Here is a 13,607-nt window from a genome sequence, read left to right on the forward strand (position 1 = left end):
GCTTCACTGGTCAAAATCTTTTACCAGTGAAGCGCGCTGCTTGCAAATGCCGCGGTGATGGGAGGCACCCGCGTCGGGCCGGGACAGGTTTCCGCAGCGGCAATCTGCCGCTATTCGCCCGGGTGCTTGGCCGGCTCGGAATGCATCCGCCGCACGCGGCGCACGCCCCACCAGACCAGCAGGATGGCGACCGGCACCGAGGCGGCGGTGACGACTTCCGGCGCGAAAGCATGGCCGAAGATCGAGGCGCCCTTGGCGACATAACCGATGAGCCCGACGACATAGTAGGAGACGGCGGCGACCGAGAGGCCCTCGACGGTCTGCTGCAGGCGCAGTTGCAGCCGGGCGCGGTTGTTCATCGAGGCGAGCAGGTCACGATTCTGCTTCTCGACCTCGACATCGACCCAGGTGCGCAGCAGCGTCGTGGCGCGGGTCAGTTTGCGCGACAGATTGGCTTGCCGCTCCTCGACCGAGCGGCAGGTGCGCATGGCAGGCGCAACGCGGCGCTGCAGGAACCCACCCCAGGTGTCATAGCCGGGCACGGCCTCTTCCTCGAGCGCTTCCAGCCGCTCGACGACAATGCCGTCATAGGCGCGGCTGGCGCCGAAGCGGTAGAGGCTGGAGGCAGCGTCGGCCTCCAGTTCGGCGGCAAGTTCGGTCAGGTCGGCGAGCAAAGTCTGGCTGTCACGGGTCTCGGCAACCTTCATTTCCAGCGTGGTCTGCGCCAGCCTGTCCTCGATGCGGCGGGCGCGGCCGGACAAGGTCAGTGCCAGCGGCAGGCCGAGCATGGCGAGCGTCCGGTAGGTCTCGATGTCGATCAGCCGCTGCGACAGCGCCCCGGTACGCGCGGGCGTCAGGCCACGGTCGAGCACCAAGATGCGGGTCATGCCGTCGCCATCCTGGCGGAAATCCGTGACGATGGCTGCGTTGCCGCGCTCAACCAGCGAGTAGCACAGGCTGGTCGGGTCGAAAGCCGCAATCAGCCGCTCGCTCGTCTGCGTCCATTTGCGGATCTCCAGCCGAATGCCCGAAATGACGGTGCCCGGCGGCGAAAAGCCGTTGCCGAAGGGCGTATCCTCCTGCGCCCTGCCGCTTTCGGAAAGCGGGCCTTCCCAGAGATAGGTCGAGAACTCCGTATGCCGTTCCCAACGCAGCGAACCCTTGCCCCACTTCATCGCATGGTGACGGGCCTGGCGATCGGGCGCGGCGATACCGAGGCGCCGCGACAGTTCGGAAAGCACGGCATGGTCGACGCCGGAGCCACCCTCGGTCATGAAGGCGAGTTGCACCAGGACGCGCGGCTTCTCGATCAGCGGATGCGGCCGGGCATGGACCTCTCCCAGCGCGCCGGGCCGGCCCTCATGCGCGGGGAAACCCATGACGCTGCCCTTGGCGCGCGGCTGGAATTCGAGATTGGACGGGTCGTCTGACACGGCTTGTCCCCCGGGGTTCTCTAGACCCTCTTTCTCTGACCTTTTGGCAGTCGCGTCCCTCTAGAGCCAATAGGCTGACGACGCAAACAGCAAAGTTTAGCCGAAGATGATATTGCGCCGCGCGGCGAAACCGACACGCTTCGACCAATTGGATAAATAATTTGACCAGTTGGCGACGCAGGCTTTATCCTGCGCGACACCGGTTCAATTCCCAGGCACAGCTGTTGAGCGATATTTTTTCCAGGATCGAGCATTCGCGCACCGCCGACGAGGTGGTGCAGCAGATCGAGAGCCTCATCCTCGAAGGCGTGCTGCGCACCGGCGACCGGCTGCCGGGCGAGCGCGAACTGGCACGCCAGTTCGACGTATCGCGGCCGATCCTGCGCGACGCGCTGAAGGCGCTGGAAGGGCGCGGGCTGCTGACGACCAAGGCCGGCGGCGGCACGCATGTCGCCGACATCATCGGCCAGCTGTTCACCAAGCCGGTGGCCGACCTGATCTCGACGCATCGCAAGGCGGTGACCGATTATCTGGAATATCGCCGCGAGATCGAAGGCATAGCCGCCGAATATGCGGCGCGGCGCGCCACCCCCGAGGATCTGGCGCTGCTCGACCGCATCATGGCGCGCATGGACGAGGCGCATCGCACCGGCGATTTCGACGACGAGGCCGAGATCGACGTCGAGTTCCACCAAGCGATCTGCGAATGCGCGCACAACATCCTGCTCTTGCACACGCTGCGTTCCTGCTACCGGCTTTTGTCGGAAGGCGTCTTCCAGAACCGGCTGCTGGTCTTCACCGTGCCTGGCGCGCGCGAGGCGCTGCTGGCGCAGCACAAGGCAATCCACGCCGCGGTCAAGGCCGGCGATCCCCACGCTGCCCGGCACGCGGCAATGGACCACATGACCTATGTCGAGCGGTCGATGGCCGAAGCCGAGCGTAGCGGCGACTGGCAACGCGTGTCACGGCTGCGGTTGCGGCAGCGTTCGGAAGCCGGCGACACCGAACCGGCGCGCAGGCGCTCCTAGTAGTACGATCAAGCAGGGACATCATGAGCGACATTATCACCATCGCGGACCTCAAGGATCTCGCCCGCCGGCGCGTGCCCAAGATGTTCTTCGACTATGCCGATTCCGGCGCCTGGACCGAGAGCACCTATCGGGCCAACGAGGAGGACTTCCAGAAGATCAAGTTCCGCCAGCGCGTGATGGTCGACATGAGCAACCGCTCACTGGAATCGACCATGATCGGCCAGAAAGTGTCGATGCCGGTGGCGCTGGCGCCCACCGGCCTGACCGGCATGCAGCATGCCGATGGCGAGATGCTGGCGGCGCAGGCGGCCGAGGAATTCGGTGTGCCTTTCACCCTGTCGACGATGAGCATCTGCTCGATCGAAGATGTCGCCTCGGCGACGACGAAACCGTTCTGGTTCCAGCTCTATGTGCTGCGCGACAAGGATTTCGTGCTCGATTTGATCGATCGGGCAAAAGCGGCGAAATGCTCGGCGCTGGTGCTGACGCTCGACCTGCAGATCCTCGGCCAGCGCCACAAGGATGTGCGCAACGGGCTTTCGGCGCCGCCCAAGATGACGCTGGCCAACATCATTGACCTGGCCAGCAAGCCGCGCTGGTGCCTGGGTATCGCCGGCACCAAGCGCCGCACCTTCCGCAACATCGTCGGCCACGCCAAGGGTGTCGGTGACGTCTCTTCACTGTCGTCCTGGACAAACGAGCAGTTCGACCCGCAGCTGTCGTGGAAAGATGTCGCCTGGATCAAGGAACGCTGGGGCGGCAAGCTGATCCTGAAAGGCATCCTCGACAAGGAGGACGCGCTGATGGCGGCCAAGACCGGCGCCGACGCGATCGTGGTTTCCAACCATGGCGGGCGCCAGCTCGACGGCGCATCGTCCTCGATCATGGCGCTGGAAGAAATCGCGGACGCGGTCGGCGACAAGATCGAGGTGCATATGGACGGCGGCATCCGCTCCGGCCAGGACGTGCTGAAAGCGCTCTGTCTCGGCGCCAAGGGCACCTATATCGGCCGGCCATTCCTTTACGGCCTGGGCGCGCTCGGCAAGGAAGGGGTTACCAAAGCGTTGGAAATCATCCGCAAGGAGATGGACATCACGCTGGCTCTGTGCGGAAAGCGTCTGGTCACCGACATGGGCAAGGATCAGCTCCGGCGCTAGGGTCCGGTGACAGCCTGACCACGGAGACCACGAGGCGTTGGCGGAACCCGGCATCCATTTTCTCGACGCGCATGGGCCGGAAGGTGTGCGTCTTTACGCCATCGGCGACGTGCATGGCCGGCTCGACCTGCTGGCAGCCATGCACCAGCGGATCGAGAGCGAGCTGGAGTGGAAACCGGTTCGCGACTGGCGGGTGATCCATCTCGGCGACTATGTCGACCGCGGACCGGATTCCAAGGGCGTCATCGATTTCCTGATCGCGGCGCGCGAACGCGATCCTCGCCATCTGATGCTCGCCGGCAACCACGACATCGGCTTTCTCGATTTTCTCAGGACCCCCGAGCCGGAAGGGCTTTTCATGCGCTATGGCGGCGTCCAGACGGCGCTGTCCTATGGCGTGTCGCTGACTGCTGACGCCAGCTGGTTCGGCAAGATGGAGACGATGAGACGCGGACATCAGGCCTTGCTTGAGGCGATGCCGCCGGGCCATGTCGATTTCCTGCGATCGCTGCCGTTCTCGCTAACGTTCGGCGACTTCTTCTTCTGCCATGCCGGCATCAGGCCAGGCATTCCGCTGGACAAGCAGAACCCGCAGGACCTGATCTGGATCCGCGACGTTTTCCACGATCACACCGGCCTGTTCCCAAAGATCGTGGTGCACGGCCACACACCCGTCCCCGAGGCCGAAGTGATGGCCAACCGCGTCAATGTCGACACGCTTGCCTGGCAGTCAGGCATGCTGACCGCCCTCGTCGTCGACGGGGCGGACAAACGCATCCTGGAAATGGCTATGAAGGGAGCTTGAGCCCAGCCGCGGCGCAGGGATGCGTCGCGAGCGGGCCGGCTTTTCTAGCGAAGCGAGGCGGTGACGCCGTAGCCGTCGACGGCGTTGTGGTTGTTGGCGGCATCGGCGGAATAGATGCCGAGACCGCACAGCACGATGGCGGACAACATGGCAAAGGACAGAAGAGCTGCTTTCACGGACGTCATCTCTTGTTGAGCTTCCTGCATCTGTGCACCAGGCGGTTACCAATGCGTTGAAACGGAGAATTCGCTTCAAAGTTTCGACGATTTCGCGCTTCTAAGCGCGTTCTGTATCGGAGGTGTGTCGCACGGGTCACACAAAAGGTTCATCCCGGTTGCACAGCCGATGCAGAGCGCGCGCCTTCTAGGATGGCGGTCTGACACAAGCCAAGAAAGGGGTTTTCCCCAGCCGGTTTCACGGCTGCGTGCCAATTATGTCACGTATGTCACGCGAGGCACGAGGGCAGGCTCTCAGATCGTGGCTACCCAGGCGCGGGCAATCGCCATACCGGCGGCATCGGCGTCGGGTCCGTTGACGGCCATTTCGCCATCGAGCCTCTCGGCCCAATCGGGATGCCGCGAAGCGATTGTCGACGCGAAGGAGGTACTCCAGTCCTTCACCATCGGCCGGTCGGCCTCGAAATGGAACTGGAAGCCATAGATAGCGCGGCCGACACGGAACGCCTGGTTGTCGGCGACTTCGTTGCCGGCCAGCCGCACGGCGTTATGCGGCAGATCGAACGTGTCGTCGTGCCACTGGAAGATCGGGAACATTTCCGGCAGTTCAGCCAATACCGGATCGGCCCTGGCGTCTGGCGTCAGCGACACGCCGCACCAACCGAATTCATTGGCGCCGCCGATGCGGTTCTCGCCGCCGAAGGCGCGGGCGACGAGCTGGCTGCCAAGGCAGATGCCGAGCACGGCGCGATCCTTGCCGGCGAAATCGCGGGTGAGTTCGAGCAGTGCTGGGAAATAGGGATACTCATCATCGGCCAGCGCATTCTGGCCGCCGCCGAGCACCACCATGGCATCATGCTCCGTGGCGTCGTCCGGCAGCGGATCACCCTTGTAAGGGAGACGCACGTCGAGATCGGCGCCGGCTTCAGCAAGTGCGGCACCGACCTGGCCGAGGCCGGTATTGTCGTAGTTCTGAACCACCAGCACCCGCATCGCAAAACCCTGCTGACATGAAAATGATGCCAGGAGCGATATCATGCCGCCCGCGTTGCAGCCAAGATCGTATTCTGGGAGAGAACTATGCCACTGCAGAACCGGGTCGATCCGTTCGGCACCATCCACGCCGTGCCCGAGCGCGGACTGTTCACCGGCAATCGCGGCATCATCCACGATCCCGCGACCAAGACGTTGCTGAAGAAGCGCTGGGCGCTTCAGGCCTGGATCATCTGCATATGCCAATTCCGCAATGTGCGGCGCGAGCCGATGGGCAAAAACCGTCCTGGTGGCAAGGCCGGCTGGACCGAGCTGTTCTTCCTCGACGAGGTGACGGCGCTTTCCGCCGGTCATCGGCCGTGCTTCTTTTGCCAGCGCGAACGGGCCAGGGATTTTGTCGGCCGCTTCGGCGAAGCCTTTGGCATTGCCGAACCCCGTGCGCCACAAGTCGACAAAAGGCTGCACAAGGAGCGGCTGGCGTCGAGTGGCAAACGCCCTGCTGTGGCGATGCATGAGCTGTCCAGCCTGCCCGACGGCGCGGTGGTCGCCACCGGCGGCAACGCCTATGCCTTGCGTCACGGCAAGGCGTTGCGTTGGTCCTTCGCCGGATATGGCCCACCCGCCGGCCTTGGCCAACTGGAAGACAAGGCGCTTATGCTGCTGACCCCGCAGACAACGCTTGCCGTCCTGCGGCATGGCTTTCGACCGGTTTGGCATCCGTCGGCCGAGGCTTGACGCCAGCCGCCGGCTCGCTCATTCCTCGGCCATGCGCGCCAATTACAAGATGCAACGTCTGTTCGTGCCTGACGACCTTGGGCCGGATGCCGAGTTCGACATCGACCAGCAGCAGAGCCATTATCTCATGCATGTGCTGCGGCTTGGCGAAGGCGCCGAAATCCTGCTGTTCAATGGCCGCGACGGCGAATGGTCGGCGGCCATCGCGGCGAAGTCGAAGAAAGCGGTCAGACTCAGGGTGCGGACCTTGCACCGGCCACAGCCACCACTGCCCGACCTCATCTATTGTTTCGCACCGCTGAAGCAGGGCCGGCTCGACTATCTCGTGCAGAAAGCGGTCGAGATGGGCGCCGGCGTCCTGCAGCCTGTCATCACGCAGCACACGCAAGTGGCCAAGCCGTCCATCGATCGGCTGCGTGCCAATGTCGTCGAGGCCGCCGAGCAATGCGGCATCCTGGCGGTTCCGGAAGTACGCGAAGCAGAAAAGTTCGAACGCCTGCTGACCGGCTGGGACAAGGAGCGGCGGCTCGTCTTTTGCGACGAGGACGCCTCGACCAACAATCCGCTACCGGCCTTGCAGGCCGTAAAGGAGAAGAAGCTCGCGCTGCTGGTCGGGCCGGAGGGCGGCTTTTCCGACGATGAACGCAAGATGCTGCGCGCCCTGCCCTTCGTGACCGCCATTCCGCTCGGTCCGCGCATCCTGCGCGCCGACACGGCGGCGGTGGCCGCACTTGCGGTGATGCAGGCAACTGTCGGAGACTGGTAGGACGTCATGTCGTGCAAGAGGCCGCCCGGATCGTGGCCTTCAATTCCTCTTGACCTGTGGCTCAGGATTTTTCGCTTGATCGGCTACTGACATTTCGTCCATTTACCGCCGGCGGTCGCCCGACCGCCTCTGAGGGCTGAACCATGGCGCGCGACACAACCGATTTCCGGCCGATCGAAGGCGTCGACGAACTCGTCGACCACCTGGCCGAGGGCAACAAGCCGCGCGACAAGTGGCGCATCGGCACCGAGCACGAGAAATTCCCCTTCTATGTCGATGGCAACGCGCCGGTGCCCTATGGCGGCGAGCGCGGCATCCGCGCCATCCTCGAAGGCATGCAGTCAAAGCTTGGCTGGGATCCGATCATCGACGACGGCCGCATCATCGGCCTAGTCGAACCGACAGGCCAGGGCGCGATTTCGCTGGAGCCCGGCGGCCAGTTCGAGCTTTCCGGCGCGCCGCTGGAGACCATCCACCAGACCTGCCGCGAGGGCAATGCGCATCTGGCGCAGGTGCGCGAGATCGCCGAGCCGATGGGCATCCGCTTCCTCGGGCTCGGCGGCAGCCCGAAATGGTCGCTGGCCGAAACGCCGAAAATGCCGAAGTCGCGCTATGAGATCATGACGCGTTACATGCCCAAGGTCGGCACCAAGGGCCTCGACATGATGTACCGTACCTGTACGATCCAGGTGAATCTCGACTTCGAGAGCGAGGCTGACATGCGCCGCAAGATGCAGGTGTCGCTGAAGCTGCAGCCACTGTCGACGGCGCTGTTCGCCAACTCGCCCTTCACCGAAAGCCGGCCGAACGGCTTGCAGAGCTGGCGCGGCGACATCTGGCGCGACACCGACAACCAGCGCTCGGGCCTGCTCGAATTCTGCTTCTCGCCCGATTTCGGTTTCGCCGACTATGTCGAATGGGCGCTCGACGTGCCGATGTATTTCGTCATCCGTGACGGCCGCTATCACGATATGACGCGCATCACCTTCCGCCAGTTCATGGCCGGTGCCGCGCGAAACGAAGTGCCGGACGGCCTGCCGACCATGGGCGACTGGGCGAACCACCTGTCGACGCTGTTCCCCGACGTGCGGCTGAAGCGTTTCCTCGAAATGCGTGGCGCCGATGGCGGCCCGTGGCGGCGCATCTGCGCGCTGCCGGCCTTCTGGGTCGGACTGCTCTATGACGAGGCGGCACTCGATGCGGCCGAGGCGTTGACCGCGAGCTGGACCTACAAGGAAGTGCTGGCGATGCGTAACGCCGTGCCCGAGCTCGGCATTGCCGCGCCCTTCCGCAACGCCACGCTGCGCGAGATGGCGCGCGATGTGCTGGCCATTTCGCGCACCGGGCTGAAGAACCGCGGCAAGAAAAACCGCGACGGCTACGACGAAACCTCGTTCCTCAACACTTTGGACGAGGTGGTCGCCCGCGGCACGACCAGCGCCGAGGAGATGCTTTCAGCCTATCACACGCGCTGGGGCGGCTCGATCGAACCGGTGTTCATGGAATACGCCTATTAACCGCGCGCGTTAGGGAGCGGCAAAAGCCGCTTCAATCGAGCATTGAAACGAATTAGGCTCCCTTCCGAGGAATTCAGGAGGAGAAGCCGATGCCTACCTTGTTCGACATGCTGGCGCAGGCCCAGAACGGCAACGGCATGCAGGCCCTTGCCCAGCAATATGGGCTTTCGATGCAGCAGACACAGGCAGCGGTCGCCGCCCTGCTGCCGGCCTTTTCGCAAGGGTTGCAACGCAACACCGCCGATCCTTACGGGCTCGGCGCCTTCATGACGGCGATGGCAAGCGGCCAGCACGCCAAATATTTCGAGGACGCGACGCGCGCCTTCTCGCCGCAAGGCGTCGACGAAGGCAACGGCATTCTCGGGCATCTGTTCGGCTCGAAGGACCTGTCGCGCGCCGTCGCCAGCCAGGCGGCGCAGGCGAGCGGCGTCAGCCAGCAGATCCTGCAGCAAATGCTGCCGGCGATCGCCTCGATGGTGATGGGCGGACTGTTCAAGCAAACGACAAGTCAGATGCAGGCCGCAGGCGGTTTCGGCGGCGGCAACAATCCGCTCGGCGAGATCATCGAGCAGATGATGCGCCAAGGCGGCATGCAGGCGCCGGCGCCACAACAGCGCCAGGCACCTCAGCCCCAGAACCCGATGGACAACCCCCTCGGCAAGGTCTTGCAGGACATGTTCGGCGGCAGCGCACCGCAACCGCAGCCGCAGCCGGCACCCAATCCCTATGGCGACAATCCGTTGGGGAAGGTGCTGCAGGACATGTTCGGTGGCGGTACCCCGCAACCGCAAGGCCGGGCGCAGCCGCAGCAGACGCAGGGCCCCTATGGCGACAACCCGCTCGGGAAAATCTTCGAGGAGATGCTGCGCGGAGGTGGTGGAGGTGGCTTCGGCATGCCTGGGGGGCAGCCGGCGCCGCAGCCGCAGGCACCGCAGCAGCGCCAAGCCCCACAGCCGCAAACCAATCCGAGCGGCAGGCCAAGAAACCCGTTCGACGATCTGTTCGGCAAGATGTTCGAGACCGGCGCCCAGCAGCGTGACGACTACCAGAAGGGCGTGGAAACGATCTTCGACCAGTTCAAGCGAGACATGGACCGTCGGTAGGCGCCAAACCTACGGCCCTTTCTGAGCAAGCCAGAAAAGAAAAGCCCGGTCCTTGGGAGGACCGGGCAACGTGCAGGCAGGCCGGCGGGGAACCGGCAGGGAGTGGGGAGCCTGCATAATCCTTGGTCGCGCTGAACCCTGAAAAGGTTCAGCAGGACCGAAATCAGCCGATCAGGCCACCTTGCGGGCGATGTCCTCGATCGTTTCGACGCGATCGCTGGCGATTTCGCGCAGGATCGCGGTCGGGTCGCGGCCGAATGGCACGTCGATGGCGACATGCAGGTCGGCGCGCGTCAGACCGATATCGGCGAGTTCAGCGTCCGACATCTCGCCAAGGCGATAGAAGGCGCGACGGTTTTTCCAGGCGCGGTAGAAATTGAAGACGGTATTGGCCACGCGCATCGCAACGGCCGGACGCGAGGTGATGCGCGAGGTCTCGGTGGCGAAATCGATCGTGGTCATGTCGGTCTCCTTCAGTCTCGAACAGACAAAGCCAAGCAGTCGGCGCTGGCGACAGCGGCCGTTCCGGCTTCGATTCACATGCCTTCATGTGGATGTCAGCAATTTGCCATCGACCGATTGATTAATCCAACGAATGTTTTTAATCTTTACCATCAACACCAGTGATGGATCACGCCGATGAAAGCGCCGCTCGATCTCGATCAGTTGCAAACCTTCATCTCGATCGCCGATACCGGCAGCTTCACGCGGGCGGCCGAAGAGGTGCACCGGACCCAGTCGGCGGTGTCGATGCAGATGCGCCGGCTGGAGGAGCGGATCGGCAAGCCGCTGTTCGAGAAGGAGGGGCGCTCCAACAGGCTGACGGAGGAAGGCGACAAGCTGCTCTCCTATGCAAGAAGGCTGCTCTACCTCAACCGCGAAACGCTCGCCGCCTTCGACGACCAGCGGCTCGAAGGCACGATCCGCATCGGCACACCGGACGACTATGCCGACCGTTTCCTGCCCGAGATCATGGCGCGCTTCACGCGCTCCAACCCGCGAGTCGAGCTGACAGTCATCTGCGAGCCGACACCGGGACTGGTCGAGCACATCAAGCGCGGCAATCTCGACCTGGCGCTGGTGACGCACAATGATGTGCGCGGCCAGTCGGAGGTGGTGCGGCGCGAGCCGCTGCTGTGGGTCACCTCGGCCAATCATGCGACGCATGAACAGGAAACGCTGCCGATGGCCTTTGGCCGCCCCAACTGCATCTGGCGGCGCGCCGCCGTCGATGTGCTGGACCAGCAGAACCGCGACTATCGCATCCTGTTCACCAGCTTCTCGGCGACCGTCATCACCGCCGCCGTGCTATCGGGCCTGGCGATCTCGGTGCTGCCGGAATGCGCGCTCAGGCCCGGCATGCGGGTGCTGGGCGAAGCCGACGGCTTCGGCGCCCTGCCCGACTGCCGCATCGGCATCATGCGTGGCCAAACCTCGCGGCCTGAAATCGTCGATGCGCTCGCCCGCCACATCTCGGAGAGCCTGGACAACATCTCGGTGCCGCTCGTCGAAGAGGCCGGGACGTTCGATTTCGCCGCACTTGCCTACGCCAAGATCAGGCGGACCAAGGCAAACCAGATCCTGCCGGGCTGGTAGGACGGCTCTCAGGCACGGGCAGTGGCTTGACCGCCCTGCTCGCCGGGCAAAGCCAGACCCGGCAAGCCAAGCAACTGAACCGGCTCCAGCGGCGGCGACAGCAGGTAGCCTTGCAGTTGATGGCAACCCATGCCGACGAGCAATGCCTTTTGCTGCTCGGTCTCGACGCCTTCCGCGGTGACATCGACGTTAAGCGCGATTGCAAGGTCGATCAGCGCCTTGACGATTGCCGTCGAATTGCCCTCGGTGCCGAGCAGGCGCACGAACGAACGGTCGATCTTGAGCTTGTCGATGGCGTGACGCCGCAGATAGCTCAGCGACGAATAACCGGTGCCGAAATCATCGAGCACGATGCCGATGCCGGCCTGGCGCAGAGCCACCAGGGCCGCCGCGGTCATATCGTTGTTTTCCAGGAGGACGTTTTCGGTGATCTCAAGCTGCAGACGTGTCGGCGCAAGGCCTGTCTCGGCAAGGATCGCAGCGACCATTGTGGGAAAGCCGGCATCGCGCAGCTGCAGCGGCGACACATTGACCGCCACCCATGGCAGCGCCGATCGAACGGCGAACCGGCAGGCTTCCAGCAGCACCCATTTCCCGAGTTCGCCGATCAGGCCGCGTTCCTCGGCGATGGCGATGAACTGCGCCGCCGGTAGGGCGCCATGGACTTCGTGGCTCCAGCGGATCAATGCCTCCGCGCCAAGGATCGCCCTGCCGTCAACGGCAAACACAGGCTGATAGTTGAGCTTGATGCCCGTGCCACCGATCAGCGCCTTGCGCAGTTCGCTTTCGACCTTACGCTTGCGCAGCAGCAGATCGTCCATGTCGCCGGCAAAGACCTGGTAGCGGCCGCGGCCATTTTTCTTGGCTTCGTAGAGCGCGATGTCGGCCTTGCGCAGCAGATCGTCGGCGTCGGCCTCGGGACCTGTCGACACGGCGATGCCGATGCTGGCACTGACAAAGACCTGATCGTCCATCAGTTTGAACGGTTCCCGCAACCGCTGCTGAAGCAGCTCCGATACATCCTCGGCATCACGCACGCCGCGGATGTCGACGAGAATGACGGCGAACTCATCGCCGCCAAGCCGCGCCACGGTGTCGACGTCGCGAATGGTCCGTTGCAGCCTGGCCGCGGTCTGGCGCACCAGTTCGTCGCCGGCCGGATGACCGAGCGTATCGTTGACATGTTTGAAGCGGTCGATATCGAGATAGAGTAGCGCCACCTTGGCGGCATCATGGCCGGCAGTCAGCAAGGCGCGGCGCAGCCGGTCCTCGAACAGCGCTCGGTTGGGCAAGCCTGTAAGCGTATCATGAAAGGCAAGATACTGGGCTTCGTTGCGGCTGGTCTGCAGCGCCGTGGATGCGCGACGCAGACGCCGCAGTAGAAATGCCAGCACGCTCGCCGCAAGGAGCATCGCGGCGATCAAGGCTGGGCCGGCCTTGCGCATCAGCGTCAGGCCGGGGCGCTCCTGATCCCAAGCGATATAGCCCAGGATAACCCCACGCGAGTCGAGCAGCGGGATGGCGGCCGAGCCAGTCGGCTGCGACAACGACAGGAGATGCGCGCCGTCCAGCAGATATTTTCGGGCGATCTTGTCGATAACGGTGTCGTTGATGAACTCGACGGAAACATACAGATATTCGCTGCCCCGCGCTTGGGTGACGCGGTCGGAGCTCGGTATCAACGGCATGACGCTGAGGATGGCCGGCTTGCCGCCGAGCGATATCAGATCCTCCGCAACCATCTTGACCGGGCCGCCGGCCACAGTCTCGTCCGGTGGCCGGTCGATCAGGCCACGCAGCTTTTCGACGGTGGATCGCAAGGCAGTCTCGTCCTCGGCATAGAGGTCCGGCGCCACCACCTTGCCCTCACGCATGGCGTGGATGGGACGGTTGGCCTCATCCAGCACGTAGACGCGGTTGTGGCCGTAGTAGGAGTACATCCAGACGCTGAGGTTTTCGGCCATCCACGTCTGATTGCCTGATTTGGCATTTATGACGGAATCGTCCCAGACCGAGACACTTTCCTGCTCTCGCTCAACGGCAGCGATCTGGTCCTGCAAGCCATTGGCGAAGAATATCTTTTGGCGCTCAAGCGAAACGTGATCAGCCTGCACGGCGGCGTAGAACCCAAATCCTACGACCATGACGAACGAGAAAGCGGCAAGCGCCAGCACGGTCAGCGTGACCTGATACGTCAATGGGCTCCGATGTGCGCGTGTGCTCATGCGTCCTTGGCCAGCTGCTTCGGGCGCCAGTCAACTAAAATAGGCTTAAGATCGCGATAAGATCGCGCTA

Annotated in this window: 13 protein-coding genes; 8 read left to right on the forward strand and 5 right to left on the reverse strand. The window is 63.7% G+C overall.

Annotated elements, in window-relative coordinates; translation table 11 throughout:
- Nucleotides 1–110 precede the first annotated feature (110 nt).
- Nucleotides 111–1,433, reverse strand: coding sequence for a DUF3422 family protein (locus JG747_RS29180; RefSeq protein WP_010914419.1), 1,323 nt, complete (start codon nucleotides 1,431–1,433; stop codon nucleotides 111–113).
- A gap of 224 nt (nucleotides 1,434–1,657) precedes the next feature.
- On the opposite strand from JG747_RS29180, the gene JG747_RS29185 reads away from it, so the two are divergent.
- From JG747_RS29185 to JG747_RS29195, 3 genes are read left to right on the forward strand one after another with little or no spacing between them, the layout of a single operon-like run.
- Nucleotides 1,658–2,461, forward strand: coding sequence for an FCD domain-containing protein (locus JG747_RS29185; RefSeq protein WP_019860026.1), 804 nt, complete (start codon nucleotides 1,658–1,660; stop codon nucleotides 2,459–2,461).
- A 23-nt stretch (nucleotides 2,462–2,484) separates the two neighbouring features.
- Nucleotides 2,485–3,621 (forward strand): alpha-hydroxy acid oxidase, encoded by a 1,137-nt coding sequence (locus JG747_RS29190; protein WP_202360562.1) that lies wholly within the window; start codon nucleotides 2,485–2,487, stop codon nucleotides 3,619–3,621.
- 37 nt (nucleotides 3,622–3,658) lie between these two features.
- Nucleotides 3,659–4,426: a metallophosphoesterase family protein gene (locus JG747_RS29195; protein WP_038644895.1), complete on the forward strand. Its 768-nt coding sequence runs from the start codon at nucleotides 3,659–3,661 to the stop codon at nucleotides 4,424–4,426.
- A gap of 44 nt (nucleotides 4,427–4,470) precedes the next feature.
- Here JG747_RS29195 and JG747_RS37600 read toward each other — a convergent pair whose 3' ends face one another.
- Together JG747_RS37600 and JG747_RS29200 are read right to left on the reverse strand one after the other, a co-directional pair.
- Nucleotides 4,471–4,602: a hypothetical protein gene (locus JG747_RS37600; RefSeq protein ID WP_257784452.1), complete on the reverse strand. Its 132-nt coding sequence runs from the start codon at nucleotides 4,600–4,602 to the stop codon at nucleotides 4,471–4,473.
- 294 nt (nucleotides 4,603–4,896) lie between these two features.
- Entirely contained in the window at nucleotides 4,897–5,595 is a 699-nt protein-coding gene (locus tag JG747_RS29200; RefSeq protein WP_202360563.1) for a type 1 glutamine amidotransferase, read from the reverse strand.
- A gap of 87 nt (nucleotides 5,596–5,682) precedes the next feature.
- On the opposite strand from JG747_RS29200, the gene JG747_RS29205 reads away from it, so the two are divergent.
- From JG747_RS29205 to JG747_RS29220, 4 genes are all read left to right on the forward strand, one after another.
- Nucleotides 5,683–6,330, forward strand: a complete 648-nt coding sequence (locus JG747_RS29205; protein ID WP_064986444.1) for a hypothetical protein — start codon at nucleotides 5,683–5,685, stop codon at nucleotides 6,328–6,330.
- Nucleotides 6,331–6,361: 31 nt separating this feature from the next.
- The gene (locus JG747_RS29210) at nucleotides 6,362–7,096 is read left to right on the forward strand and encodes a 16S rRNA (uracil(1498)-N(3))-methyltransferase (RefSeq protein ID WP_202362374.1); all 735 of its coding nucleotides are present in this window, start codon (nucleotides 6,362–6,364) and stop codon (nucleotides 7,094–7,096) included.
- A 143-nt stretch (nucleotides 7,097–7,239) separates the two neighbouring features.
- The gene (locus JG747_RS29215) at nucleotides 7,240–8,613 is read left to right on the forward strand and encodes a glutamate--cysteine ligase (RefSeq protein WP_019860032.1); all 1,374 of its coding nucleotides are present in this window, start codon (nucleotides 7,240–7,242) and stop codon (nucleotides 8,611–8,613) included.
- Nucleotides 8,614–8,702: 89 nt separating this feature from the next.
- Complete coding sequence (locus JG747_RS29220) at nucleotides 8,703–9,716, forward strand: DUF937 domain-containing protein (protein WP_202360564.1); 1,014 nt, start codon at nucleotides 8,703–8,705, stop codon at nucleotides 9,714–9,716.
- A gap of 171 nt (nucleotides 9,717–9,887) precedes the next feature.
- Here JG747_RS29220 and JG747_RS29225 read toward each other — a convergent pair whose 3' ends face one another.
- Entirely contained in the window at nucleotides 9,888–10,178 is a 291-nt protein-coding gene (locus JG747_RS29225) for a DUF1127 domain-containing protein (RefSeq protein ID WP_019860034.1), read from the reverse strand.
- Nucleotides 10,179–10,355: 177 nt separating this feature from the next.
- Between JG747_RS29225 and JG747_RS29230 the strand changes: the two genes are divergently transcribed.
- Nucleotides 10,356–11,312, forward strand: a complete 957-nt coding sequence (locus JG747_RS29230) for a LysR substrate-binding domain-containing protein (RefSeq protein ID WP_019860035.1) — start codon at nucleotides 10,356–10,358, stop codon at nucleotides 11,310–11,312.
- 8 nt (nucleotides 11,313–11,320) lie between these two features.
- Here the strand turns inward: JG747_RS29230 and JG747_RS29235 are convergent, their stop codons facing one another.
- On the reverse strand, nucleotides 11,321–13,537 hold the full coding sequence (locus JG747_RS29235) for a bifunctional diguanylate cyclase/phosphodiesterase (RefSeq protein ID WP_027047182.1): 2,217 nt from the start codon (nucleotides 13,535–13,537) through the stop codon (nucleotides 11,321–11,323).
- Between the last annotated feature and the right edge of the window lie 70 nt (nucleotides 13,538–13,607).

The sequence above is a fragment of the Mesorhizobium sp. 131-3-5 genome, assembly GCF_016756575.1.
In the GTDB taxonomy this organism is placed as follows: Bacteria; Pseudomonadota; Alphaproteobacteria; order Rhizobiales; family Rhizobiaceae; genus Mesorhizobium; species Mesorhizobium jarvisii.